Origin of the sequence: Methanobrevibacter sp. (assembly GCF_045220775.1) — an archaeon.
In the GTDB taxonomy this organism is placed as follows: Archaea; Methanobacteriota; Methanobacteria; order Methanobacteriales; family Methanobacteriaceae; genus Methanocatella.
Genome location: NZ_JBGUWC010000057.1, coordinates 1 through 26,307 on the forward strand (window position 1 = coordinate 1; position 26,307 = coordinate 26,307).

The following is a 26,307-nucleotide window of genomic DNA, read 5'->3' on the forward strand; positions in this document are numbered from 1 at the left end:
AGCCAGACTCAATTCATCAGACTATGATATCGTGTTGATAGAGGGTGTGATGAGCGTGTTTACAGGCCTTTTAAATGAAAAGGTACCATATTCAGCGGCGGAAATTGCAATGTCATCCACAATTCCGATGATTCTGGCTTCCGGTGTAAACAAAGGCGGAATTGAATCTGCGGCAATCGATTTGGTTTCACATGCAAACATGCTTGAAAAGTTAGGCATCCCTGTAGAAGCAATCCTGCTCAACAAAGTATACAGTGACGATATATTCGACCAAGTCGTACCATATATTCAAAACAACACAGGCGTTGATAAAGTATTGAAGATTCCTAAACTAAAATCAGCTGACATGAGAGGGTTTATTCCCGAAGTTGAAATCAGGTATGAACTGTTCACAAGCCATGCAATGGATCTGATTGAAAATAACCTAAACATTGATGAAATAATCAATATGACCCGTGAAGTGGAATTCGGAAAAATCTACACATTTGAAGAAATTAAGGAAAAAGTGATATAATGGCACTCAATTTAAGCCCTGAACCTGGCGTTAAACTTACAAAAAAAGATAGGGCACATGTCTTAAAAAAGATGAAACAAGGCTGGAAAGCGACCTGCATGATTCCCGACTATGTTTTCGATGAAAACGGAGATATACAAATCAATTCAGATAAGAACCGTCGCCTCGTGAAAGTCGTGAAAATATTGGATGATGGGATTCATATTGAAAAGGCATTGAAAACTAAAACCTTGAGAATAAAATGGGAAAAGATATCTGCAATATCAAAATCAAATGAAATAAAAGACGGTTTGGAAATAAAAATGAAAGATGGTAAGTATGTTGCTTTCGGAATCTATAATTCCTATAAAATAAAGCAAAATACCCAAATGATTGCAGATTATATAGCTAAAAAGTCAAACGAGACACATTAGCTATTCTTCTAAATATTTATTGATGATGTCTTCACCTTTAAGCAAGACCAAATCATTTTCTTCTGCGTATTTGCGAGCATCGGCAACTGATGTAGCCTGTCCGGTTTCGCCGTCCATCATTTCACAAACTACACAGACAGGAGTCACCCCAGCCATCTCACATAATGCAAGACCTATTTCTGTGTGTCCTTGTCTATTTTTAACAAGACCGTCTGCTCCTCTTAAAAGACATACGTGACCTGGTGATCTGAATGTTGCACCAAACTCATCAAATCTTTCTTCTTTCATCATTATAGCCATTTCACTAATGGTCATTGCTCTGTCGTGGTCTGTTACGCCAGTGAATGATTTTCTGTGATTTGTCCAAACTGAAAATGAGGATCTCTCATCATATGGAATATCGGTTGGAGCAAGTTTTGCTAATTCAGGATATTTTTCTGTTGCCGCTTTCATGATATCCACCATGAAAGGCAAGTGAATTGCATCACAAAAATCAGCGTGTAAACAGTTGCAGATCAAACCGCCTGCATCATTTCTCATGGTTGCGATTGATTTTGGGGTTACAAATTCAGAAGCGATAATCATATCAACTTCCCCTTCCCTATCATCATCATCGAAAACCAGTACAAATTCACCATTTCTAATAGCTTCTAAAGCTTCATCTAACTTTGTTTCTTGATTCATAGTAATATCTCCTATATTTACTAGAACCAGGGCTAAAAATAACACTATTATCTTCTCTTCCATCCGGACTATACCGTCGGTTTTGGATTCTCACCAAATCAACACTTCAATCGTGCTCGTGGACTTATTTTACTAGAAAAATCACCACCGGTGGGGAATCTAACCCCGCCCTGAGAACGTATTTAAACATTTTATTAATCATCTATAAAAAACTTTACTATTTTTCTAAAATTCCAGAGATACAATATCTCCATCATTCAACTTCAATTCATCTCTTAACTTATTCTCAGAAATGAATTCCAAGTAATTTTCTTCATGAGTGGTCTTTGCAGGAAATACGATGGCTCCATCTATCTTATCGTTTAGTTTTGCTTGGATATACTTAACAGCTCCAAATCCTTCATCCGGTTTGATTAAATTTTCACAGTTGTTTTTGATTTCACTGATTTCATCAAGATAATCCTCACTGACAATGACATTAAGTGTTCCTGGAAACGGAACGAATCCCAAATTTTTCTTAAATTCCTTTGTGTAGAATTCCTGTGACAGGAAATACGCTGCCTTTCCCAAACCGGTTGTAACTTCACCATCTATTTTCATGAAATACCCTCTAATTAAATTGGACATGAATGATATTAATGTTGAAATTTTAATGATAATTTTAATTTAATTGTATGATAAACCATTATTTTAAAACCAAATCTAATAAATATACATTCAATACTATTAATTAATCATTTTTTATTAATAAATCTTTTAGATTTAAAGAAATTTATTTTAACAATTAAAAACAAAAGTATTACTGATAAAAATTTACAGGGTAATTGAAATGGAAACAAAAACTATCTCAACAGATGTACTAATTATCGGATCTGGTGGAGCAGGTTCAAGAGCAGCTATTGAAGTTGATGATGCCGGACTGAAAGCCATCATCGTGTCTAAAGGTCTATCATTCCGTTCTGGCTGTACCGGAATGGCGGAAGGAGGATACAATGCAGTATTCAAAACCGTTGACAAGGACGATTCAATCGATGCTCACATTCACGACACACTCAAAGGCGGAAGCTATCTTAACGATGAAAAACTGGTAGAAATACTTGTTAATGAATCACCGAAAAGACTGATAGACTTGGAAAACTACGGCGCTTTATTTGACCGTCAGGAATCCGGGCAAATAGATCAAAGGCCTTTTGGTGGACAGACCTACAGAAGAACCTGCTATCAAGGAGACAGGACCGGTGCAGAACTATTGAATGCACTTAAAGAGGAGATTATAAGAAGAGATATCGAGTGCATTGAAGAAGTTATGATTACCTCATTAGTTACCCAAGATGAACAGGTAATCGGAGCAACCGGACTTGACCTAAAGGATTCAAGCTTGATATACTTCAAGGCAAAATCTGTTATCTTAGCAAGCGGAGGTGCCGGACAATTATACCCTGTAACATCCAACACTTTCCAAAAGAATGGAGACGGTTTTGCAATAGCTTACAGAGCCGGAGCTAAATTGGTTGACATGGAACAGATTCAGTTCCACCCGACTGGAATGATAGCACCCGAATCCAAAAAGGGCGTTCTTGTAACTGAAGCCGTAAGGGCAGAAGGCGGAAAACTCATAAATAAAGATGGAGAAAGGTTTATGAGCAAATATGCACCTGAAAAAATGGAACTGGCTACCCGTGATGTTGTCGCACGTTCAATCTATCAGGAAATCATTGAAGGAAGGGGAACTGAACAGGGTGGAGTCTATCTTGACATTTCACACTTGGATGATGATTATATCGATGAAAAACTTGAAACCATGGTCTTGCAGTTTGAAAATGTAGGGGTTGACATCAAGCATGGCCCAATCGAAGTTGCACCAACCGCACATCACTTCATGGGTGGATTAAAAATCAACACAAATGCTTCAACTTCCCTTAAAAACCTATTTGGTGCCGGTGAAGTCTGCGGAGGAGTTCATGGGGCAAACCGTTTGGGCGGTAATGCTTTAGCTGACACTCAAGTGTTCGGTAAGATTGCCGGTGTAAGTGCAAGTGAAGCCGCAAAACAGACAGAACTCAAAACAAACGAAGAGCAAGTAAACGATGAGGCTTCAAGAATAGAAAGCTTAATTAAAGAAGGCACCATCAAACCACAGGAATTCAAAAATAATATCAAAAATTTAATGTGGGAAAAGGTAGCTATTGTAAGGGATGAAAAAACCTTAAACGAGGCTTTGGGTGAGCTTCAGCAAATGCAAAAAGAGCTTGTAAACTTGGATGTTAGCGATAAAAATCAATATAATACAGAGTTAGTTACCGCTCTTGAAGTAATAAACATGGTTGAAATCTGTATTTTAACCGTGAAATCAGCAATATTGCGCAGGGAAAGTAGGGGAGCTCACTTCAGATCTGATTTCCCAGAAACAAAAGACGAGTGGAAAAAGAGTATTGTCATGAGTCAAAATAAAATAGAATTTGAAGCTAGATAGCTTCTTTTAATTCTTTTATTGCTTGTCTAGCTTTTTTGTAAATTTCCTGTTCATCCAAAACAACTAATTTTTTGTTTTCCATCAATATTTTACCGTTGCAAATAGTGGTATCTACATTTGAACCGTTTGCAGAGTAGATAATATTTGAACTTAAGGAAGAACTGTCTGGAACCATATTGGCTGAGTTAGTATCGATTAAGATAATATCTGCTTTCTTGCCGACTTCAATTGAACCGATTTCATCATCAAGACCTAAAGTTTCAGCACCTTTTATAGTACCCATTGCAATTGCCTCATCTGAATCTAAAACTTTAGGGTCTAAAGTTGAAACCTTTTGAAGCAGGCTTGCGGTCTTTAACTCTTCAATCAAGTCCAGGTTATTGTTTGAAGAAGCACCGTCTGTTCCGATGGAAACACAAATATCATTTTCAGTTAATTTGGAAATTGGAGCGATTCCTGAAGCCAATTTCATGTTACTGCATGGATTATGTGAAATTTTAACATTGTTTCTTTTTATAATTTCAATTTCATTATCACTTAGCCATACGCAATGTGCCGCAACAACGTCAGGACCTAAAAAACCAATTTTGTCCAAATATTCAAATGGTCTTAATCCTTTTTCTTCTAAAATATCATTGATTTCCTTTTGAGTTTCAGACACATGTATATGAATGCCCATGTTGTATTCATTAGCTAGTTCACGCACTTTAATTAATAAATCTTCAGAAGCGGTATAAGGGGAATGCGGTCCAAAGAAGACTTTAATTCTTCCGTCAGCCATTCCATTGCAGTTTTCAAATAAAGCTAAATTTTCTTTGATTTCATTTTCTCTTTTTTCAGCATCGCCGAAATCAATCATTCCATATGAAAGAACTGCTCTGATTCCTGCTTCATCAACTGCACGGGCAACATCTTCCATGTAAAAGTACATGTCAGAAAATGTTGTTGTCCCTGATTTGATAAGTTCAACGGCTCCTAAAAGAGCTCCAATATAGCAATAATCACCATCTAGATTAGCTTCCATTGGCCATATGTGATCATTCAGCCAGCTGTCTAAACTTAAATCATCGGCTAATCCTCTAAATAAAGTCATTGACAAATGAGTATGAGTATTGATTAATCCCGGAAGCAATATTTTACCTTCCGCATCTATAATTTTATCTACACCATCTTCATCAATTTCGGTAGAAATTTCGCTGATTATGTAATCTTTGATTAAAATTGATTGTTTTTCTTCAAAATTTGTATTTGGACTTAAAATTAATGCATTTTTAATTAAAATAGTATTATCACTCATAATAACACCTAAAAAAAATAAAAAAAGAAAGCTAAAAAACTATTTATAAGTTTTTGATAGCTAATTTAATATCATCTGCTTTAACAGTTTTACGTTTTGCGATTTTTGCAACAGCGTTTGCTTCTTTAGCTACATCACGAGCAACTTCTTCTAAGTATGCTGCTAATTCTGCTTTTGCATCTTCGCTAACTCTTTCTGCACCAGATTCTTTAATGATTCTTGCGATAGGAGCTTTTGGTATTTCTGCCATGTTTTTCACCTCACAATAGTTAATCAAAACTTATGATTATACAGCCAAAATCATAAGTTAAATAACAATATAATCCATCTTAATATTTAAATATTTTGCAAAATTACGCTTATAATTAGAAAAATAGGTATTACTAAGAATATAATAAAAAAAGTAATACTTAAAAGTATTTAACAAATGATTAATAATATAATATCAGATAGAAAATTTGAGAAGATATGATGAAAATTAAAATTGCAGTTCCTTCCAAAGGAAGAATAAGCGAACCTTCAATAAGCATTTTAGAGAAAGCTGGTTTAGGATTAATCGATAAAAACAACCGCAAATTGATTTCTAAAACATTCTATGATAATATAGAGATTATGTTTGCAAGGGCATCAGACATTCCCGAATTTGTCAATGATGGAGTTGCAGACATGGGAATAACCGGAGTTGATTTAATAAATGAAAATGAAGTTGATGTCCGTGAACTATTAGATTTAAAATTCGGCCAGACAAAGCTGGTACTGGCAGCTCCGGAGGAATCAAACATTGATTCGGTTGATGACATTACGGATGACATGAAAGTTGCAACCGAGTTTCCAGTATTAACCAGGAAGTATCTAGAGGAAAAAGGTTTAAATTTAAAAATTGTTAAATTAAGCGGATCTACTGAAGCTGCTCCATTTATTGGATTGGCTGATTTGATAACAGATTTGACAAGTACCGGAACAACCTTAAAAATGAACCATCTTGAAATTATCGACACTATTTTAGAAAGTTCAATCAAACTCATTGCAAATAAAGAAAGTCTAAACGAAAAAAGAGAATTAATTGAAGCTGTCAGCACAAGCATAAAGGGAGTTCTTGATGCTGACAGAAAGAAATTAATCATGATGAATGTGAAAAATGCCGATTTAGACAAAGTCAAAGAAGTTATGCCATCAATGGGTGGCCTAACAATATCTGAAGTACTTTCAAATGAAAAAACTGTAGCGGTTCAGGCTGTTATTGATGAAAAACAAGTGTTTGAACTCGTGAATGATTTAAGAACTGCCGGTGCAAAAGATATCCTTGTTGTACCAATCGAGAGAATAATATGAAAATTGCAATAATATATTCTACTTCAAGTAAATCAACAAAAAAGGCTTGTAAACTATTATCTGATAAAATTAAAGCAAATGTTAAATTAATTCCTATTGAAAAAGCAAAAACTGCATGCCTTTTAAAGTACAATTTCATTATTTTAGCAGGATCTGCATATAATGGTAAGGTTCAAAATGCGCTAAAGCAATATATATCAAGAAACATGAAAACTCTTAAAGAAAAGCCAATTGCCTTGGTTATGAACTGTGAAGAAGGTATTGATACAAGAGACAGGTTAAATAAAACATTTACGGAAGAATTAGTGGATACATCAAGTTTCAACTCGAATTTCGGATATGAACTAAATCCCGATGAGGGAAATTTTATAGAAAAGAGAAAAACAAATAATCTGATTAACAAATATAAAAAGGATGGGAAAAGCCTTCCTGTTTTAAATATTGACGAAATTGATAGATTTGCTGATTACATTAACAATATGATTGAAAAAAGGGTTGATTAGAATTTTTAGATTAAAGAACATAATTTCAATAAAGGACTTTGAGCGGGAAGATATTGAATATCTCTTAAATGAAGCATCCAAATTAGAAGACATTGCTAAATCAAAAGAAGTATCTGAAGAACTAAAGGGTAAACTCCTAGGATTAATGTTTTTTGAACCATCAACAAGAACAAAAATGTCATTTGAAACTGCAGTAAAGCGTTTAGGTGGAGATTGCATTGGATTTGAAAGTAGCGGATCCAGTTCTGTATCCAAAGGTGAAAGTATTGCCGATACTGCAAAAATGTTCGAAGGATACAGTGACGCTTTAGTCATCAGGCATGAGCTTGAAGGAGTATCAAAATTCATTTCAGATATTGTTGATGTTCCTGTCATTAATGCAGGAGACGGCGCAGGCCAGCACCCAACACAAACATTACTCGATTTATATACAATCAAAAATGAAATAGGTCATATCGATAATTTAAAGATTGCTCTAATTGGAGATTTAAAATTTGGCCGTACAGTGCATTCATTATCAAACGCTTTAGGATTGTTTGATAATGTTAAAATTTACTTGGTATCTCCTCCAGAGCTTAGAATGCCACAGGAAATTCTTCACGACATATCAAAAACAAGCGTCAAATATGAAGAAGTAGAGAGTATTGATGAAATCATCGATGATGTTGATGTTCTATATGTAACAAGGATCCAAAAAGAGCGTTTCGCTGATATTGACGACTATTTAAAAATAAAAGGAGCATATATCATCAACAAAAAAATGCTTGAAGGTAAAGACTTAATAGTAATGCATCCTTTACCAAGAATCGATGAAATCGATGCCGATGTTGATGATACAAAATACAACAAGTATTTCACACAGGCTGCAAATGCGGTTCCTGTGAGAATGGCAATATTAAAAACATTAATAAAAAACAACCCTAAATAGCATAGAGGGTTGTTTCAAGTAATGTTTCATCACATTGAAGCTTAATAATGTTAGTTCTTCCTTTTCCACGTCCACGTGAGATGGTGTTAGTGGAAATAATACCTAAAAGTTCAAGCTCATTAATAAAGTCAAATATTCTTCTATATGTAACAGCATCTTTTTTTGAGACATCCTTATATGCATCATATAATTTACCAGAGGAAATTTCTTCATCCTGTTTTGTCAAATTCAAAATAGCTTCCAAAAGTCTTTGCTGTTGAAGCGGTAAAGTGGATATGATTTCTATGACTTTGTTGTGCTCTATTTTGTCTTTGGCTCTTCTTACATGATCGCTTGTAACGGTTTTGGAATCTTCATCAAAAGCTAATTCACCAGCATTTTTGAGTAGGTCAAGAGCATACCTTGCATCACCTTCCTCTTTTGCAGCCATTGCTGAGCATAATGGAATAACATCGCTTTCCAATACATCATCGGCAAATGACAATTTTGCTCTTTCTGACAAGATATCTGCCAATTGATTAGCTCCATAAGGTGGAAAAACAATTTCTTTATCATTTAAGCTACTGGTTACTCTGGATTTAATTAAGTTTTTGAAATCCAAATAGTTACTGATACATAAAACGGACACGTTTTCTGTTCTTGTAAGGGTGTATAAGATTCCGTCGCCATCCTTATCAAGTAAGATATCAATTTCGTCCAAAATAACAATCAACTGTAATTTCCTACCGTAAACGCTTGGTCTAAAAATATCCCTAAATGTATTTACAACTTCACCTTTGGTCCAACCACGGTTTGGAACATCACGCCCAAGCCTATTACACAACTCAGCTATGACCTGGTATTCTGTTGTATAATCAGTACATCTGATATATTCTACCTTAACAAAAACGTTTTTCTTGCGAGCAATATCTCTAAGCTGATCAGCCGCAAAGTTTGATGCTGCTGTTTTACCAGTTCCTGTCTTACCGTAAAGAGTAACATTAGATGGAGTCACATTACTTAAAACATCCACCCAATATTTAGCAATTTGAGTTATCTGCTCTTCTCTGTGAAGCAACTTATCAGGTAAGAACCTATGATCCAAAGGAGTCTTATCCTTGAATATGGAAGTGGTAAGATTTTCTTCACTTTCTAAATTCTCAAAAATATTTGACATATATCCACCTTAAAATTCAATAAAAAAATTGAAGTATAATTTCCAGTGTTAATATATGAAAGTGGTTATAAATAAAGGTTTTTATTACAATTTTGTAAAAACGTAATAAAAATGACAATAAGTTAAAAAATTAAATCGTTTAAAATTATTTAAATATGAAAATACCATCTAAAAATAAATATTTATTTAAAAATATAACAAATTATGATTTAAAATTAAATTAAATCATTTAAAATCAATATAATTTTAAATATGAAATGGTACTATTTCAAATATAAAATAACAATTTCAAGTGTAAAAATAAGGGAAAAATAGTGCACATCTGCTCTCAAATAGCTCCAATTACATCAATGTTGAAAAATTTATCACGATTTTTTACTAGACAGAGACATGCGTTTCAAGTGTAAATAATTTTATCCAAAAAGCAATTTTCAAGGGATAGATTTCAAGTGTAATGAAAAATGAAAATTTGATTTCGAAAAAATTAAAAGCCGTGAAATTGGTTAAATTTAATTTAAAAGGAAAAAAATAAAGAAAAATGTCGGGGGTGATTTTCAAGTGTTTACAGTGGAAACATACCTCTTCATTCTTAATATACCCTCGAAAAGGTTATACTTGAAATACACCTCTCCCTCTCTAAATGAACATGTCATTTTGGTTGGAAGGTCTAAGAGGAGGTCTTCCAAATTTCTTATCGATTAGCCAGATGCAATGTAGTTTTGATTTGAAAACCTTTTTCAATGTCCTGATGAATGCATCCTTGGTCAATCCATCTTCAAATATTTGATCAGTGATAATAAACTGCTGTAATATGTCTTGATTGATTTGAAGTTCATAATCAACCAAAAAGCTGTTTAGTCCAAAATTCAAGTCTAAAATGAAATCCTTCTTAACTTTAGGATCTGCCGGAACCATAAGATTCTTATGTTCAGGTGAAACTTGAGTTGCACATGCTACAACTATACAATCTTTACCTTTTGGTTTGACAACATCCATTATATTTTCCTTTGGAAACTCGATAATGAAATGAAAATCAGCATTTTGGTCATATTTCATTTCTCTTAATAGGTCTTCGTCAAGTAACCATGTTTTAATTGTTTCTTCTGAAATCATAGTATCATCATTAATAAAAATTTATAATAAATTATTTATTTTTTTATTATATATATTAAACTATGATTGAATTTATTAATGAAATAGCCTTTACAAATGTCAATGATATCATCTCATTTAAATTGTTTGCATTTGTCGTTTTAGCATTAATATTTTCACTTGCAATTGATGTCATTTTCGGTGAACTTCCAGGAAGGATTCACCCTGTTGTCATAATGGGTTCAATCATTAACTTTTTTAAAAAATTGTTTATTGGGATAAAAAATAGAGTTTCTGGTTTGTTGCTTTTTGTATGCTGTTCTGCTGCAGCAAGCATAATATTATTTATTATATATTTTATTTGTTCATATAATATTATTTTATTATTTATTGTATTTACAGTTCTTTTATCATCATTTTACTCTGTTAATATGCTTCTGCAAACTGCAATCGATGTTAAAGATGACTTGTCTGAAAGCATTGAAAAGGCAAGAAGATCCGTTTCATACCTGGTTAGCAGAGACACTGATGAGCTAACGGAAAGTTTCATTGTATCAGCAGTCATCGAAAGCTTGACTGAAAACATAACAGATTCATATGTTGCCCCAATTTTTTATTATTTTATTTTTGCAGTAATTATTTTATATAATCCATTTGATTATTGTCTGTATTTTTTGCTGCTGATTCCAATGCTTTACAGACTTTCAAACACTCTTGATGCAATGGTTGGCTATAAAACCGATGAATTAAAGGATATTGGATTTTTACCAGCAAAAATTGATGATATTCTGAATTATGTTCCATCAAGAATTGCAGGCATTTATGTTGTGATTTCAGCGTATCTGCTTAAGTTGGATGGAAAAAATAGTTTTAAAATCATGATGAGGGATGCCCGCAAATGCCCATCTCCAAATTCAGGTTACACAATGGCATCCACTGCCGGGGCATTGAACATCCAATTGATAAAAAAGGATACATATATTTTAGGTGATGACAATAAAGAGATAATAGCTGAAGATATTTCAAGAGCTGTTAATTTATCAAAATTGTCAATTGTTTTGTTTACAATAACTGTCATTGTGTTGTTTACTTTAGTTTATGTGATAATATGAAAATAGCAATAATTTCTGTTTCGAATAAAGGTCAAGAGTTAGCTTTAGATTTAAAAGAAAAATTAGATGCTGATTCAACAATTATCAAAACTGACCTTTACCATAAAAACGTTAAGAAATATTTTCAGATTTTATTTTATGAGTATGATGCGATAATTGCCATTATGGCATCAGGAATTCTAATAAGATCTATTGCACCATTGATTGAATCGAAGGTTAGCGATCCTGCTGTTCTAAACATTGATGATAATGGAAACTTTGTTATTTCAACCTTATCAGGTCATTTGGGTGGTGCAAACAAATTAACACAGAAAGTTGCCGGTTTGCTTGATGCAACACCAGTAATTACGACTTCCACTGACGTTAATAATAGATTGGGAATAGATGTCATTGCAAAAGATTTGTATTTATCAATCGATAAACCGGAAGAAATTTTATTTTTCAACAAAGCGATTCTTGAAGGAGAAGAGATTTCATTCACTATCAATTCTGATAAAAATTTTGAATATCTGTTCGAATATCTGAATAATGTTACACTTGAAATAGACGTTTCAATCAATTATTCATCTAATGTAAGAGAAGATGAAATTCATGTTCAGTTGGGTGAGCATAACCTGATTTTAAAAGAAAGAAAAATCGTTGTAGGAATTGGCTGCAGGCGTGGAAAGGAATGCATAAAAATCCATGAGGGCTTAATAAAATCAATAAATGATTTAAATGTTCATAAGTCAAGAATCAACATGTTGGCATCAGCTGAAATTAAAAAGGACGAGCAAGGCATTCTTGAATTGTCTGAAAAGTTAGATATTCCAGTGAACTTTGTTGATTTGGATAAATTAAAAATGTTTGAATCAAACGATGTTCAAAAATCAGAGTTTGTAAAATCAAAATTTGGAATATATGGTGTTTGCGAGCCTTCAGCATTGATTACAGCAGGTTTTGATTCAAAATTAATTTATAAAAAGACATCCTATGATGGTGTTACAATAGCGATAGCTGTTTCAGAATAATAAATATAAAAAAAGAAAAAGAATTAGATAGATTCTAATTTAGATAAAACTTCCCAAATTAAAGTTCTTGCGTGAACTGGAATATTTGGATCGTTACTGATTTCATCTAATTTACCTAAAACAGTACTTATCCTGATTGATTGATCTTGTTCTTCATCTTTTAATAAATTACTGGATTCTCCAGCTGCCTCTCTGATATTACGAGGTACAGTGTTATTATCTGCGATATACTCAAGTATTTCACAAACTTCATCGATTTGACCGCTCATAATACTCCCTCCAAAATAAATTATTAAAAATAAGTTAAAAAAACTATTAAATAATATATTTGTTCGTATACACTTTAAATATTTTGTGGTATATATGGGTTCAGTAGAAAAATTTATATTTATATAAAATGCAATTATATATTATGTCAGATATAAGCAAAACAACAATAAATTTACCTAAGGACTTGAAAAAAGAATTAAAAAAAATAGCGATTGATGAAGATACTTCCTTATCCGGATTAATCATAAAAATGATTGAAGAAGGAATGAAAAACAGAAATAAAAGTAGTGTTATTTCAGATGAAGATTAGATTAGATCTTCAGCTGAATTTAACATATTAGTAATAAATTGAATTTTAGCAATTTCTTCAACAAAAACAGCAAGTAATTTTGCTTCATTTAAATTATCGCCAATACAAACTACACCATGATTTTTTAGCAGTAGTACATCTTCTTTTCCAATAGATTCGCCAACATTATTTGCCAGTTCATCGCTTCCAGGCTTTTCATATTCGACTTCGGTTATGTATGGAGTGGTTATTTGTCCGAAACCTTCTAGTCTTTTAAGTTTTTTTTCCGAAAAAGCAAATCCGGTAGCATAAGTTGAGTGTGTATGAACAATTGCATTCACATCAGACCTTTTTTTATAGATTTCCAAATGCATATTTATTTCAGAAGATGGTTTTCCTTTAGTTAATGTGTTTCCATCCATATCAACCAAAACTATGTCTTCTTCGTTTAAATCTGAAAGTGATTTTAAGGTTGGAGTGATTGCAATGATGTCTCCAGTGCTTCCTTTAATTCTTTTACTAATGTTGCCGGCTTTACCTGAAACTAATCCCTTGTCATAAATTTCATTAGCAACGCTAATTACTTCAGCAATATTTTTTGTCATTGAAATAACCTCAATCTATAAATTTGAAATGCTTATATTTTCCTTTATGAAGGACAGGAACTTCCGCAGGAGTTGGTTCAATATTGTAGATTTTTTGAAACTCTGTCTGAGTCTGGAAAGTACCTGAATTGATTAAATGAATTCCTTTGAATTTCTTATATGTGTTAATGTGAACGTGACCGGTATGGAAAACATCCGGTATTTCATCAATCACTAAATAGTCTTCAAGTTCTGATGCAAGCGGAGTTCTTTCTCCATAGATTGGAGCCAAATGCCTTTTTTTAAGCAATTCTTCCATTAATATATCGTTTCTCTCATGTGTGAATCCTTTAACGGCCATTACAAGATCGTCAAAACTACGGCCGTGATAAATTAAAACGTTAATTCCATCCAGGGATACTACACCAGGATTTGATATGAATTCAACGTTGTCAAGCTCATATAATGCTTTTGCATATTCCATAGGCACAGCAGGTTGCGGTTCAGCTACTCTGGAAGCGTCGTGGTTTCCAGGAGCAATGATAATTTTAATATCGCTTCTGATGTTTCCTAAAAATTTGGCAGCCTCATTATATTGCAGTGTAATATCTTTGATTGCAAGCTCTTTGTCCTGGTTTGGATATACGCCGATTCCGTCAACGATATCTCCCCCTATAATGAGATATTTAACGTCTTCAGCAACTTTTCTCTGTTCTTCTGAACCATATTCACAGTTAATCCAATCGATAAATCTTTGAAATGCATCTTCAAGGAATGTCAAGCTTCCGATGTGAACATCTGATAAAAACACGATTCCAAAGTCCATTTCCTTTTCTGGAATTCGCACAACGCCGGGATTGATGATTTGCTGACCGAATGCAAATCCTGAATCATTGCTTTTGTTTGCAATAACACCAACAACTTCGTCTTTTACGAGCTTTTCAGCTTCAGCAAATAATTCTTCGTTCTTATTTGTGAATAATATTGAAATTGTTCCTGTATCATCCTCAAATTCAACGATTTTATGGCCGTTCTTACTTGTCCTGATTTCACGCACCATTAAAATTAAGCTTAAGCTTTCTTGTGAATCATCTATATCTGCTATTTTTGTGGAATCCCTGAGCTCCGGCCTTCTCTTTAAGATGTTAGCCAATTTTTCATATCTGCTTTTAAAATAAGCTATAAGGTTTTCAAGCTCACCGCTTGTATAAGATTTTTTAGAAGTATCTTGAATGATTTTAAAATCATATTTAACATTAGTTTTCTGTTCATTTCTTTTGAATTTAATTTTAGTATCTTCGATAACTTCAGAAGCCTTTAAAATTTCTTCATTAACATGCTTCTCTTGCTGATCACTATCTTTTTTCAAGTCTTCAATTGAAGCAGGTTCCGTTTTTTGGGTTTCAAGTTGAACTTGTGGCTCTTCAATTTTCTTTTCTTTTTCTTCAGCTTGTGGTGTTTCATCAAGCGTAATTTCAGCTTCTTTTCTTTCATCTTTTTTGATACCTGTAATTTCATCAACCATTTCACCACTGACGGAAACTAAATCCTTTGATGTGAATTTATCACTTTTTAATTTAACTATCAGTGAAGATGCAAAATCAGTTGGATTTTCTGCATTGATAACCCTATTATATGCTTCAGGTGATAGGTTGATTCCTTTTTTTGCAAATTTTAATAGAATTTTACTAGTTGACATTAATTAGATTTTTTATTTTCTATGTTAATAAACTTTGAGAATTTAATTTTATGAAATTGATTTTTCCATGTAATTTCTCTTCGATTAGTTATCTTTATTATATATTAAAAATAGAAATTATCATATTATAAGTTAGATAATGATTGTGATAACATGGCGAACAAGGTTGTTAGAATTATTTTAATTATACTTTTATTTGTTATATTCTTTGAAGTAGGACTCTTTAGTTCATACACTATCGTTACTTCCGAGGCTCCTAACATTCAGGGGCTGATAGATATGCAGGTAGATAAGATTACTAATCTCCTTAACCCGGAAACAGTTAATGAAGCTTTAATTAAAGATCCAACTCCAGTTAATATTACTAATAAAAAGGATGTTGCAATGCAACTGGAAGAACTATCGAAGGTTGATGGTGTTAATGTTGATTCTATGAACGTCACAACTCGTGATGATACAAGCAATAAGAATTTAACAGTTTCAATCGAGACTTTAGGTTATGCTTCACCTAATTCAACTTCTGGACAAATCATTATTAGTCAAGATCCATCATATAAGATTATAGCAGTGGCTGATGCAACCTATAGAGGAAATGGATTGATGGTTAACACCGATTCAATAACTATAACTTCAGTTTTAAAATTATACTAGTGATGTAAAATGATTAATGTAATAGGAATAGGTCAAAATAGAGAAAACATGACTTTAGGTGCTATAAAAGCTATTGAAGAGTCTGATGTAATCATCGGTTATAAGAAATACATTAACCAAATCGAGGATTTAATTTCCGATAAGGAAATAGTTAAGAAAGGTATGGGCGATGAAATAGCTAGAGCGGAATTTGCTATTCAAAAAAGTTTGGAAGGCAAAACCGTTTCATTAATCAGTTCAGGCGATCCTGGCGTTTTCGGAATGGCAAATGTCCTATACCAAATCGTAAGCAAATATGATGGTGTTGAAATAAAGGTTTATCCTGGAGTTTCTGCACTGAATTATGCTTCCGCTCATTTGGGAGCTCCTTTGCACGATTTTGCAGCAATCAGCTTAAGCAATATTTTAACCCCATTATCCGAAATCGAGAAAAAATTAAGGTATGCGCTTGAAGCCAATTTGATAGTTGCAATTTATAATCCTATCAGTAAAACTCGTAAAGAGCCATTCAGAAGATTCAAGCAAGCAGTTTTAGACATTAAAGGTGAAGATGCATTGATAGGTATTATTGACAGTACTTATGAGCCACCTAAAACCACTATCGTCAAAATCAAGGATTTGACTGAAGACATTGTTAATATGTCCTGTACATTGATTGTTGGAAATGATATAACTTATGTTCAAGATGGCAAGCTTGTAACACCTAGAGGGTATGTTATAAGGTCTAAAATCCATGAATTGTCACGAAATCATTATGAAAAATTCCTAAATGGTGAAATTGGCCATGGACCTAACAGAGAATGCGAGTTTTATCCATGCCATTATGAAGGTCAATACTGTGATTTCTGCTATTGTCCGTTTTACCCATGCGGAGATTCCGCAACTGGCGGGAACTGGATTAAGGGTAAAAACGTTTGGAACTGTAAAGAATGCATGTGGCTGCACGATAAGGACAGTGTGGAATGTTTAAGAGGACCTTTGGAAAATATTTTAGAGGAAGTCGACGATTTGAAAACAAAGAAAAAAACATTATTAAAACTTAGAAAAGCATGCTTATTACATGTTAATCCAAATGACTTATGAGGTAATTTAATTGTCAATTAAAAATCTTTTAATCGAAATGAAAAATATGTCGGAACTGATGGTAGATTTGGCATATTCTGCAGTTTTATTTAACAGTAAAACCGCTGCTGAAGAAGTACTTACGTTGGAAAATGAAGTCAACGCAATGAATTATGAAATTAAAAAAGAATCATTAGTAGCTGCACGATCATACGAAGATGCTGAAAAATTGACAGCTTTGCTTGAAATTGCAGAAGCTACAGAAAGTATGGCAAATGCGGCAAAAGATTTGGCTGATTTAGTTATCACTGGTTTCAAACCACACCCAGTATTTAAGATGGTGATGGAAGAATCAGATAAAAGTATTGCAAGAGTCGTTGTTGATGAATCATCAGAACTTGCAAACAATACATTAGGAGATTTGCTTTTAGTAAATCGTACTGGTATGAGAGTAATCTCTATTAGGAGAGGTACATCCTGGATTTACGGACCAGATAAAAATACTACACTTTTACCTGGCGATACATTGATTTTAAAAGGAACAGACGAAGGTGCAGATTTGCTTGAAAAATTAGCATCAGGTGCATGTTCATTAGATGATATTCCAGAAGAATTAGACGAAGATTAGGTTGTGAAAAAATGATTATAGGTAGTGATATTTGTGAAAGACCAACAGAAGAAGATTCGCAGTTCACTATCTACTCAAGCGTTGTCTGAGTTTTATTCTGAACACCGCTATATCATAAAAGAAGGATTAATTGCTCTTTTTATTTGTGCAGTTGGAGATTTAATAGCTGGTATTATCTTAGGTAAGATGACATTTTTCCTTGAAGCGTTTCCAGGACTTTTAGTTGTCATTCCTGGAGCTATTGGAATGAGGGGGAATATTTTTGGGTCATTTGCATCAAGACTTTCCAGCAGTTTGCACATCGGTTTAATATCTCCAGAATTTGAGTTGTCAGATGATTTAAAATACAATATATTTTCTTCATTTGTCTTGACTTTAGTTCTATCAATATTTTTAGGTGTTGTAGCCAAAATATTCTGTATTTTACTAAACTCACCATCCATGTCTGTAATTGACTTTATATTGATTTGTACTATTGCCGGAATAATTTCAAACTTGATAATGCTTCCGATAACAATGTTCGTTTCGTTTAAAAGTTTTGAACATGGCTGGGATCCAGATAATATTACAAGCCCAATAATTGCGGCTTTTGGAGATTTGTTTACCCTGCCTGCTATTATTGCATCAATTTTTTTATTGACTCTATTAAATGTCAATGTTCTTTTAAAAGATGTTATAGTTGTTGTAATTATAATTGGGGTTTTAATCGGATTTGTTCATTGTTATAGATTATCCGATGAGACAAAAACCATTTTAAAACAGTCTACACCTGTTTTGCTTTTATGCTCCTTTTTGGGAGGTTCAGCAGGTGGAATTTTGAACAGTTCAGTTGAGACTTTACTTACAAATCCTAGTTTATTGACATTGGTTCCACTATTTTCAGGTGAAAGCGGAAGCTTGATTAGTATTTTAGGGGCAAGGTTATCATCCGGATTGCACTCAGGGCTGGTAGAGCCATCATCCAAACCGGAAGGAGAAGCATTGCATAACTTTGGAATCTGTTATATTTTAGCTATTATTGTGTTCCCATTCATTGGAATTCTTGCAGAAGGATCATCAAGGGCCTTTAAAACAGCAGGAGTTGGATTTCATAATATTATTCCAATCAGCACACTATCCGGCTTGATTTTGGTTACAGTGATGGTTTTCGTTGTTTATTACATATCAACAGTTTCATATAACCATAATCTGGATCCGGATAATATTGTAATTCCGATTTCAACTAGCGTTACAGATTCAATTTCTAGCCTGATTCTGATTTCTGTTTCATTGCTTTTGTTAGGTGTTCTGGTTTAGATAATTTTTGTTCTTAAATTTCATTTTTTCAAGTTTAAAGCAATATTTAAGCTTAATTTTTTAAAATAAAGATTTATATACTATTTTTTTTAAATTTAATACCTAACTGTAACCCCAAGTCCAGGAGGTGATATTATGATTTTTTCTAGTATTGCCATGAATTTGATTCAAAGTCAATCTTTGATGAGAGCTCTACTTGGCATTCGACTAATTAAAAAGGGGGAGCATTGTGAGTATCCGAAAGAAATTTTGGATTGCAGCATTTTTGTACATCCTATTTTTGTGGTGTATAGTTGCTGTATTCACATTGCTTTTGTTAAAGTCAATGTGAAACCATAAACTCTCCTTTAAATTGTAGGGATTAACTATTATTGTAAGGAGTTGTTTTTGATAACTTTGACCGGTTGTCTTTGGGTTCAGTTGTACTTATAATGACCACTCCCTACGATTTAAAAACTTCATGATTAACTTTAAATATAATTTTGGGGATATTATTAGTTAGAGTTTAAAAGTCCATTTAGGATTTTTTAATTCGAACTTTTAATTAGTTGAATTTTTTCAATATCTAATGGTCATGTTGCAGGGAGTTTTTCCTGCAATATAGATATTGACTTTTAATTTTTTTTCATTTTTAACCTAATACCAAGCCTTCAAGACAAATTCACATTCGTTTGTTCTGAAATAATCGTATTCTAATTTGTTTTTATCAAATGTTTTTGGAACACTGACTAAAAGGGCCCTTGCATGAGGCTTGTTGAAGTGAATGAATACAACTGCGCTGTCATCGTCATAGAAGCTAATTTTCTCGTTTAAATCAATCACATCTGGTGATTGCTCCCAATACCTTTCTTTAACTACTCTTGTTGTATCTACAATGTATTTTACATCATCATCAACTAGTAAGTAGTAATCCGACTTTTTAACGTTTCCCCTGAATATTTTAAAGTAGTTGCAGGAATGTGAATTTTGGTCGTGATTGTGATTGCATTTTCCCTCATTTTCAAAGTCTTTTATTACATATTTTTTGTAGAAATCACATTTCACTAATCTATTAACACAAAATACATTATCCCCTTCTTCAGTCGAACCAATTTTTACACTTGAAATACTACTCTTTTGAGGGATTATTTCCATTGAGGTTTTTATTTTTGAATTGAACAATTTCTCATTAACCAATTTTTTGTAGTTTTTTCCAAGAGCAATAAATTTAGAATATGAAATACTATTAGGCACGATTTCACTACCTTCATTAACGATAGCCAAGCCGGGGGTTCCTTTTCCTGATTCAAACCAATTGTCAGGAATTCCAGGGTTGTTTATCAAATTATCGGCAACTTCTGAAACCAAAATTTCCATATTCTCCTTTTCTTCTACATTTACAATCTTTTCTGTGGTATTTTCAAATGACGTCAAAACGATTCCACTAATTAATAAAATAATAATCAGAACTATTCCGACTTCAATAATCATGTTTCCTTTACTATCCATCTTCATACAACCCGTATTTTTTTCTGTGAGACGAATCTAAAATCAGACTGTTCCAGTCATCGGGGTCAATTTTTTCTCCGTTATAATGGTCTGCAAAGACTACATGGTCGGAACAGGACAATGACTCATTTTTTAGTGGGGTATGTGTTTGAATAAACACTTCAAATCCATAATGTGGACATTTTCCTTTTCCCTCTAATCTGCATAAATAGCAGCTTCCATCAGCACTTTCATGGAAATATCCTTTTTCAAGACAATCATCCAAAACTCCGGGATCGCCATGATGAATGTATGGATCATATGGGCATTTTTGGATGTAAAGTGGTGCAGTCGCTTCAATGTATGATTCGGGAGACTCTAAATTATGCAAGACCATATAACCTGAAAGAGCAGTCTTGTAATGGATTTGATTGTCATATGTTAAAATTCCAGAAAGCACGCTAAGCTTTGCGATTGGCAGAGGATCTCTCAACCCCTCAACTGATGCATTCTTTTCAATGATTTTTGAGAATTCATCACCATCTTTTTCAACCTTCAATTTTACTTTGAATAGAATTTTCCAGGGTGAATCGGTATTTTCCACAGAAACAGTTTCTGATGTCATTTTCACGCCGTATTTATCTTCGTACTCTTCATTTTTTTCATCTAGAATATTATCTAAGTTCTTTTTAATCTGGTCTCTGCTATTTAAAACCGGCAGGCCATTGTAGACCTTTTGGGTTGCTTCAGCTATTGCATCCCTGCCCAGGATTTCTAGATTTCCCGTATAGTCATCGATGATATATTTGAAATTGTCATTTGATTTAAATTCAATGTTTTCACTTTCAATGAAATATATCGAGCTTACAACAAAAATGCAAATCAGAAGCAATGCTGCAATCAAAATTGCGGTCGTACCTACAATTATATTTCCTTTTGAGTCGATTTTCATTTTTAAAAATTTAGGCTGGATTCTATAAATTTATTTGTGAAGTGCGACTTTATGATTTTGTGTAGATATGTAATAATTTTTTTAAAAATTCAGGAAAATAGTAATAAAAAAAATAGTTATTTATATTAATTTAGATAAATTATACTTATTAGAAAATATATGGAGGATTTACATGTCAGATACTGTAAGAACATGGCGTCATATACAACAAAGATATAATCTTATAGGTTCTAAATGTAACACTTGTGGTGAATTATTTTTCCCATCTCGTGTAGTTTGTCCTAATTGCAGAAGAAAAGGAGACCTTGAACCTTTCCAATTTTCAGGAAAAGGTAAAATTCACACTTTTTCAGTAATCAGATCAGCACCTGATGATTTCAAAAAATCAGCTCCTTATGCTGTTGCTGTAATTGAGCTTGAAGAAGGTGCAAAATTAACCACACAGCTTGTTGATTGTGATGTAGACAGTCTTGAAATCGGTGACGATGTAGAGATGGTATTTAGAAGAGTCAGAGAAGACGGAGAAGACGGAGTAATCTCATATGGATACAAATTCAAAGTTATCAAATAATGCTGCTGTCATTTTGGTAAGTCACGGCAGTACCCTACCTTTTGCAGAAGAAGTGTTTACAGAAATCAAAGAGAAATTCATAGATAAATCCGGTATTGCAACCGAAATAGGATACATGAAAGTTTCCGAGCCTACCATTGCGGGGGCTGTTGAAATATTGAAAGATGAAGTTGATGATTTAGATAGAATCATTGCTCTTCCTGTATTTTTAGCTCCGGGAATTCACACTAACATTGATATTCCGCAGTTGTTAGGTCTTGAACCTTTGGAAGTAGATCCAAGATGTCCTGACGGAAACTATCCTGATGAACATTACTTGTCAATAGCGGATGATGTAGTCTTTGATGGGGAAATTGAATTATTGACATCAATCGGACCTCGCGACGAGCTTTTAGACATCATTAATAAAAGGATTAATGAAGCTTTAGCCGATTCCAAACTAGATGATGATGCAAAGACAGGAATTTTGCTTGTTACTCATGGTTCTAGATTGAATTACAATAAAGAATTCGCTACTGAACTGTACAGCAAATTCGAGAAAAACTGTGAGTTACCATCCAGTTTCGGATTCATGGAATTATGCGGTCCAAGCATTCCAGAATCTATTAATAAATTAGTAGATGAAAACGATTTAGAAAGATTAGTTGTCATACCGGTCTTTATCGCTCCAGGAATGCATACAACTCATGATATTCCACATATCTTAGGATTTTTAGACGACCACGAGCATGAACATTCACACGGTCATTCCCATGGGCATGATGACCATGACCATGTACATGACTTGACTCCAGTCGACTTTGACGGCGAAATATTATATCCAGAGCCTATTAAAGCGGATGACATTCTCATAGATATTCTTGTTGATATGGTAAACGAAAAATTATAAATTTTTCATATATTTTTTTGAAAAAAATTTTTTTCAAGGTAATTTAAAAAAATTTAATTTAAAACTTAATTATAACGGATTTAATGGGAGATAACTATGGTTGATATGAAAACAGGAATTTTACTTTTAAGCCACGGTTCCAGATTGGATGATGGTGAAGAAGTAATTAAAGCTTATAAAGAAATGTATGCAGAAGAATTTCCAGACATGCCAGTAGAATATGGTTTTATGGAAATCAGAAAACCAGGTATTCCAGAAACAATTAAAAAATTGTCCACTGAAAACGATTTGGATAAAATAATTGTCGTACCTGTTTTTGTTGCACATGGATTACATACAAAAAGGGATATTCCGGGTTTGCTTGGCATTGAAAGTGATTATGAAGAGGAACATCATCATCACCACCATCATGACCACGATGACGATGATGACCATGGCCATCATCACGGACATCATCATCACCACCATCATGACCACGATGATGAACCGGTCGAGTTTGATGGTGAAATCATTTTAACCGATCCTCTCGGTATTGATAAACGTATGTATGAAATCATTAAGGATAGAGTTTCAGAACATTTATAATTCTGAAAACTTTATTTTTCTCTTTTTTTGATTATAACTAACTTATAAAAAATATTTTTTTTGAAAATAGCGCCTTAAATCCATATTTTAAAAATTAACAATTTTTATATATTATCTTTTAGATAAATAGGAATATGTAAATTAATTTTTACTTTATATTAAAGCAAAATATGGAGAAAAGGGAAATGTCTAATTTAAATAAACACTTACTACTTTTTTTAGCGGTATTATTTGTTTTTCTGCTGGTTCCAACAGCATTTGCCAGTAATATCGATGATTCAAATTTAGTTGATGTGAATAATCAATTAGCAGTGGAGGACGTTTCACTATCCGAAACAAACGATGTTATTGTAGAAAGTGTATCACAATCTGCTGCTGATGAAGGACAAAGCGCATCAGATGGTTCTGATGTATTGGAAGCTAATGATTATGAAAATGATGCTGTCACTGCTGCAAATGATGCGATTTATGTAGACGGTTTTGATGGATCCGGCGGTAGTGGTACTAGCGGCAATCCTTATCATTCACTTAAGAATGTGCTTAACAGTTCTGATTTGAGCAATCAAATATATCTTTTGCCGGGAACATATGATTTCGGCGGCACTACTGTTGGCTTGTATGAAAAAGATTTCACACTCAATGCAATGGGTGATGTTATTTTTACTTCATCTGAAACATTATTCAATAAATATGGGAATGATACCTTAACATTGAAAGGTATTCAATTTAGGGATATAACATCCTCTTCCTCTGTAATTCTGTATACAGGAAGTTCAGTTGAGGGTACTTTGATTTTAAATGATTGTAGCTTTATCAATAATAAAGGTGCTAATTTAATCAATACTGCCTATAATGTTTTTGTTAAAGGATGTACTTTTATTAATAATGAGGCAACAGGTACTACTATTGCTGATGGTGGTTTAATTGAAAATATCTTTGGTTCACCTATAATCAATATTAGCTGTTCCGTTTTCATTGACAATAAAATTCGCTATTCCAATAATGGCTTTAATCCTATAATCGTTAATGGTATAGGCAATTCAAACCCTAGCGTTTATTTCGATTATAATTTTGTAAATAATAACAATCCACTAACTCAGGATGAAATTATAGCTAATGGAGGAACATTGAATAGCTATTCCGGTGTCAGTATTGCTGCGGCAGCACCTATTGTTGTGTCTTCTGGAAGCACTGTTGATTTGACAGTTAACTTCACTAAAAGCGATGGTAGCGCTTTGAATAGGTACATGCCTAACTTAAATGTTGCATTAGTTCCTGCAGTTAATGTTGGTTCAATTCCAGTTACAATCACCAATAACGGTGGAAAAGGCCAATACACTGCTGAAAACAGGGGTTACACAGAAAGTGTTGATGTAAAATATGGCGATTATGTTTTAACTACTTTCGAATTTTATGTATCTGATGGGGGTTTACTCAATCCTGAATTTAACGTTCCGGAGTCCCTAATTGTTGATATTGGCGCTACTGTGAATATTGACCCCGTTCACATTGGTAATGGCGCTATAAGTTATGCGAGTGCTGATGAGTCTGTCGTGACAGTTGATGCCAATGGTGTAGTAACCGGTGTTGGTGAAGGCATTACCACAATCACTGTAACTGTTGCTGCAACCGATACATACGGTGCGGATACGAAACAGGTTACATTGATGGTAAAAGACCCTGCTGACACTAATGCAATTTATGTAGACGGATTTGATGAATCTGACAGCGGTAGTGGAATTAAGGTCGATCCTTACCATTCACTTAAAAATGTTCTTGTAAGTGAAAATAGCGGCAAGGAAATAAAACTTTTGCCGGGAACATATGATTTTGCAAGCACTATTGATATGGGGACCAACACATTTGTACTTACTGCTGTTGGGGATGTAATCTTTACCACTTCTAAAGATTACATGTTTAGAGTCAGTGATGTATGCACAGTTACTTTCAACGGTATCAAATTTAAGGATTCAACCGTAGACGGTTCTGTCATTACCCGTACATTTTCTTCAGCTGTCGGCACATTGAATTTCTATCATTGTGACTTTATCAATAATACCGGTGATTGTCTAATAAAAAGCAGTTGCAATTTGAATATTAAGGGATGCGCTTTCATTGATAATAAGGCAACAGGCACTGGTCTTTCTAATGCAGGTTTAATACATAATTATTATGCCAGCACAAACACTATCAGTATTACCTATTCCGTTTTCGTTAACAATGAAATTACCTATAGTAATAATGGTTATAACCCTATAGTCGTCGATTGGAACAACGGCAATGGTCCTGCAGTTACCTTCAATTATACTTTCGTAAATGACAATAATCAAGTAAACGATAATGCAATAGCATATCATGCAAGAATAACCAAAGGTGATAATGCGATTATCAAAGCCACTGCTCCTAGTGGTGTATCTGCCGGCCGTACTGTTAACTTAGTGGTTAATTTTACTAAAAGCAATGGAAATCCTTTGGATGAGTACATGGCTAATTTGACAGTTTCATTGGTTCCTTCAGTCAAAACTGGTTCAATTCCTGTTACAATCACCAATAATGGTGGAAAAGGAAAATATACTGCAAAAATGGGAAATCCTTATCGTGAAACTGTGGCTGTTAAAGTCAATGATAATGATGTAACTACTTTTGGGTTTTATGTGAATGAATTTAGATACATCAACACAAGCATTGCTGCTGATGATCTTGTTATGAGTTATAAGGATGGTTCTGCTTGGGTTGTTACTTTGACTGATGAGGATGGTAATGCTATTGCTGGTGGTGCTGTTAAAGTTGGTATTTATGGTAAGCTTTATAATCGTGTGACTGATGCTGATGGTGTTGCTCGTTTAGTTG

At 33.5% G+C, this 26,307-nt stretch carries 27 protein-coding genes, 1 pseudogene and 1 riboswitch; of the genes and pseudogenes, 17 read left to right on the forward strand and 11 right to left on the reverse strand.

Annotated features, from left to right (window positions below; genetic code table 11):
• Together ACJROP_RS03035 and ACJROP_RS03040 are read left to right on the forward strand one after the other, a co-directional pair.
• Positions 1-514, forward strand: a pseudogene (locus tag ACJROP_RS03035) (cobyrinic acid a,c-diamide synthase); the annotation flags it as partial.
• Complete coding sequence (locus ACJROP_RS03040; RefSeq protein WP_406534023.1) at positions 514-927, forward strand: hypothetical protein; 414 nt, start codon at positions 514-516, stop codon at positions 925-927. The pseudogene ACJROP_RS03035 and the gene ACJROP_RS03040, both read left to right, overlap by 1 nt.
• Here the strand turns inward: ACJROP_RS03040 and ribB are convergent, their stop codons facing one another.
• Together ribB and ACJROP_RS03050 are read right to left on the reverse strand one after the other, a co-directional pair.
• Positions 928-1,611: a 3,4-dihydroxy-2-butanone-4-phosphate synthase gene (gene ribB, locus ACJROP_RS03045; protein WP_406534024.1), complete on the reverse strand. Its 684-nt coding sequence runs from the start codon at positions 1,609-1,611 to the stop codon at positions 928-930.
• 47 nt (positions 1,612-1,658) lie between these two features.
• Positions 1,659-1,793, reverse strand: a riboswitch (FMN riboswitch).
• Between the two features lie 43 nt (positions 1,794-1,836).
• Positions 1,837-2,211 (reverse strand): DUF120 domain-containing protein, encoded by a 375-nt coding sequence (locus ACJROP_RS03050; RefSeq protein ID WP_406534025.1) that lies wholly within the window; start codon positions 2,209-2,211, stop codon positions 1,837-1,839.
• 229 nt (positions 2,212-2,440) lie between these two features.
• Here ACJROP_RS03050 and tfrA point away from each other — a divergent pair, with 229 nt between their 5' ends.
• The gene (gene tfrA / locus ACJROP_RS03055) at positions 2,441-4,084 is read left to right on the forward strand and encodes a fumarate reductase (CoM/CoB) subunit TfrA (protein ID WP_406534026.1); all 1,644 of its coding nucleotides are present in this window, start codon (positions 2,441-2,443) and stop codon (positions 4,082-4,084) included.
• On the opposite strand, the gene ACJROP_RS03060 is transcribed toward tfrA, so the two are convergent.
• On the reverse strand, positions 4,077-5,381 hold the full coding sequence (locus tag ACJROP_RS03060) for an amidohydrolase family protein (RefSeq protein ID WP_406534027.1): 1,305 nt from the start codon (positions 5,379-5,381) through the stop codon (positions 4,077-4,079). The two genes, tfrA and ACJROP_RS03060, sit on opposite strands and share 8 nt — an antisense overlap.
• A 43-nt stretch (positions 5,382-5,424) precedes the next feature.
• Complete coding sequence (locus tag ACJROP_RS03065) at positions 5,425-5,631, reverse strand: histone family protein (RefSeq protein WP_406534028.1); 207 nt, start codon at positions 5,629-5,631, stop codon at positions 5,425-5,427.
• Between the two features lie 221 nt (positions 5,632-5,852).
• Between ACJROP_RS03065 and hisG the strand changes: the two genes are divergently transcribed.
• The 3 genes from hisG to pyrB are packed head-to-tail and all read left to right on the forward strand — an operon-like array spanning position 5,853 to position 8,144.
• The gene (gene hisG, locus ACJROP_RS03070; protein ID WP_406534049.1) at positions 5,853-6,713 is read left to right on the forward strand and encodes an ATP phosphoribosyltransferase; all 861 of its coding nucleotides are present in this window, start codon (positions 5,853-5,855) and stop codon (positions 6,711-6,713) included.
• The gene (locus tag ACJROP_RS03075) at positions 6,710-7,216 is read left to right on the forward strand and encodes a flavodoxin family protein (protein WP_406534029.1); all 507 of its coding nucleotides are present in this window, start codon (positions 6,710-6,712) and stop codon (positions 7,214-7,216) included. Before hisG ends, ACJROP_RS03075 begins: the two co-directional genes overlap by 4 nt.
• Complete coding sequence (gene pyrB, locus ACJROP_RS03080) at positions 7,209-8,144, forward strand: aspartate carbamoyltransferase (RefSeq protein WP_406534030.1); 936 nt, start codon at positions 7,209-7,211, stop codon at positions 8,142-8,144. The genes ACJROP_RS03075 and pyrB overlap by 8 nt, the downstream gene beginning before the upstream one ends.
• On the opposite strand, the gene ACJROP_RS03085 is transcribed toward pyrB, so the two are convergent.
• A complete protein-coding gene (locus ACJROP_RS03085) occupies positions 8,137-9,300 on the reverse strand; it encodes a Cdc6/Cdc18 family protein (RefSeq protein ID WP_406534031.1) in 1,164 nt (387 codons plus the stop codon). The two genes, pyrB and ACJROP_RS03085, sit on opposite strands and share 8 nt — an antisense overlap.
• Positions 9,301-9,936: 636 nt before the next feature.
• Entirely contained in the window at positions 9,937-10,413 is a 477-nt protein-coding gene (locus ACJROP_RS03090) for a DUF2299 domain-containing protein (RefSeq protein ID WP_406534032.1), read from the reverse strand.
• Positions 10,414-10,475: 62 nt separating this feature from the next.
• Here ACJROP_RS03090 and ACJROP_RS03095 point away from each other — a divergent pair, with 62 nt between their 5' ends.
• Both ACJROP_RS03095 and ACJROP_RS03100 read left to right on the forward strand, forming a co-directional pair.
• A complete protein-coding gene (locus ACJROP_RS03095) occupies positions 10,476-11,504 on the forward strand; it encodes a cobalamin biosynthesis protein (RefSeq protein ID WP_406534033.1) in 1,029 nt (342 codons plus the stop codon).
• A complete protein-coding gene (locus ACJROP_RS03100) occupies positions 11,501-12,514 on the forward strand; it encodes a cobalt-precorrin 5A hydrolase (RefSeq protein WP_406534034.1) in 1,014 nt (337 codons plus the stop codon). Before ACJROP_RS03095 ends, ACJROP_RS03100 begins: the two co-directional genes overlap by 4 nt.
• A gap of 23 nt (positions 12,515-12,537) precedes the next feature.
• Here the strand turns inward: ACJROP_RS03100 and ACJROP_RS03105 are convergent, their stop codons facing one another.
• Entirely contained in the window at positions 12,538-12,783 is a 246-nt protein-coding gene (locus ACJROP_RS03105) for a UPF0147 family protein (RefSeq protein ID WP_406534035.1), read from the reverse strand.
• 143 nt (positions 12,784-12,926) lie between these two features.
• Between ACJROP_RS03105 and ACJROP_RS03110 the strand changes: the two genes are divergently transcribed.
• Positions 12,927-13,094, forward strand: coding sequence for a Met repressor (locus tag ACJROP_RS03110; RefSeq protein WP_406534036.1), 168 nt, complete (start codon positions 12,927-12,929; stop codon positions 13,092-13,094).
• On the opposite strand, the gene ACJROP_RS03115 is transcribed toward ACJROP_RS03110, so the two are convergent.
• Positions 13,091-13,678, reverse strand: a complete 588-nt coding sequence (locus tag ACJROP_RS03115; RefSeq protein WP_406534037.1) for a class II aldolase/adducin family protein — start codon at positions 13,676-13,678, stop codon at positions 13,091-13,093. The two genes, ACJROP_RS03110 and ACJROP_RS03115, sit on opposite strands and share 4 nt — an antisense overlap.
• Before the next feature lie 10 nt (positions 13,679-13,688).
• Positions 13,689-15,356 (reverse strand): DNA-directed DNA polymerase II small subunit, encoded by a 1,668-nt coding sequence (locus ACJROP_RS03120; RefSeq protein ID WP_406534038.1) that lies wholly within the window; start codon positions 15,354-15,356, stop codon positions 13,689-13,691.
• A 153-nt stretch (positions 15,357-15,509) separates the two neighbouring features.
• Between ACJROP_RS03120 and ACJROP_RS03125 the strand changes: the two genes are divergently transcribed.
• Genes ACJROP_RS03125 through ACJROP_RS03140 form a run of 4 tightly spaced genes read left to right on the forward strand, consistent with a single transcriptional unit; the run spans position 15,510 to position 18,993 of the window.
• Positions 15,510-16,007, forward strand: coding sequence for a hypothetical protein (locus ACJROP_RS03125; protein WP_406534039.1), 498 nt, complete (start codon positions 15,510-15,512; stop codon positions 16,005-16,007).
• 9 nt (positions 16,008-16,016) lie between these two features.
• Positions 16,017-17,090, forward strand: a complete 1,074-nt coding sequence (gene cobJ, locus ACJROP_RS03130) for a precorrin-3B C(17)-methyltransferase (RefSeq protein ID WP_406534040.1) — start codon at positions 16,017-16,019, stop codon at positions 17,088-17,090.
• A 10-nt stretch (positions 17,091-17,100) separates the two neighbouring features.
• Complete coding sequence (locus ACJROP_RS03135) at positions 17,101-17,697, forward strand: potassium channel family protein (protein ID WP_406534041.1); 597 nt, start codon at positions 17,101-17,103, stop codon at positions 17,695-17,697.
• Between the two features lie 33 nt (positions 17,698-17,730).
• Positions 17,731-18,993: a magnesium transporter gene (locus ACJROP_RS03140; RefSeq protein ID WP_406534042.1), complete on the forward strand. Its 1,263-nt coding sequence runs from the start codon at positions 17,731-17,733 to the stop codon at positions 18,991-18,993.
• A gap of 636 nt (positions 18,994-19,629) precedes the next feature.
• On the opposite strand, the gene ACJROP_RS03145 is transcribed toward ACJROP_RS03140, so the two are convergent.
• Complete coding sequence (locus tag ACJROP_RS03145) at positions 19,630-20,481, reverse strand: hypothetical protein (protein ID WP_406534043.1); 852 nt, start codon at positions 20,479-20,481, stop codon at positions 19,630-19,632.
• Positions 20,474-21,412 (reverse strand): hypothetical protein, encoded by a 939-nt coding sequence (locus ACJROP_RS03150; protein ID WP_406534044.1) that lies wholly within the window; start codon positions 21,410-21,412, stop codon positions 20,474-20,476. Before ACJROP_RS03150 ends, ACJROP_RS03145 begins: the two co-directional genes overlap by 8 nt.
• Before the next feature lie 172 nt (positions 21,413-21,584).
• On the opposite strand from ACJROP_RS03150, the gene ACJROP_RS03155 reads away from it, so the two are divergent.
• From ACJROP_RS03155 to ACJROP_RS03170, 4 genes are all read left to right on the forward strand, one after another.
• Positions 21,585-21,983, forward strand: coding sequence for a Zn-ribbon domain-containing OB-fold protein (locus tag ACJROP_RS03155; RefSeq protein ID WP_406534045.1), 399 nt, complete (start codon positions 21,585-21,587; stop codon positions 21,981-21,983).
• Complete coding sequence (cfbA, locus tag ACJROP_RS03160; RefSeq protein WP_406534046.1) at positions 21,955-22,872, forward strand: sirohydrochlorin nickelochelatase; 918 nt, start codon at positions 21,955-21,957, stop codon at positions 22,870-22,872. The genes ACJROP_RS03155 and cfbA (ACJROP_RS03160) overlap by 29 nt, the downstream gene beginning before the upstream one ends.
• A 96-nt stretch (positions 22,873-22,968) precedes the next feature.
• Positions 22,969-23,457 (forward strand): sirohydrochlorin nickelochelatase, encoded by a 489-nt coding sequence (cfbA, locus tag ACJROP_RS03165; RefSeq protein WP_406534047.1) that lies wholly within the window; start codon positions 22,969-22,971, stop codon positions 23,455-23,457.
• Between the two features lie 185 nt (positions 23,458-23,642).
• A partial coding sequence (locus ACJROP_RS03170) for an Ig-like domain-containing protein (protein WP_406534048.1) occupies positions 23,643-26,307 on the forward strand: 2,665 nt, incomplete at its 3' end.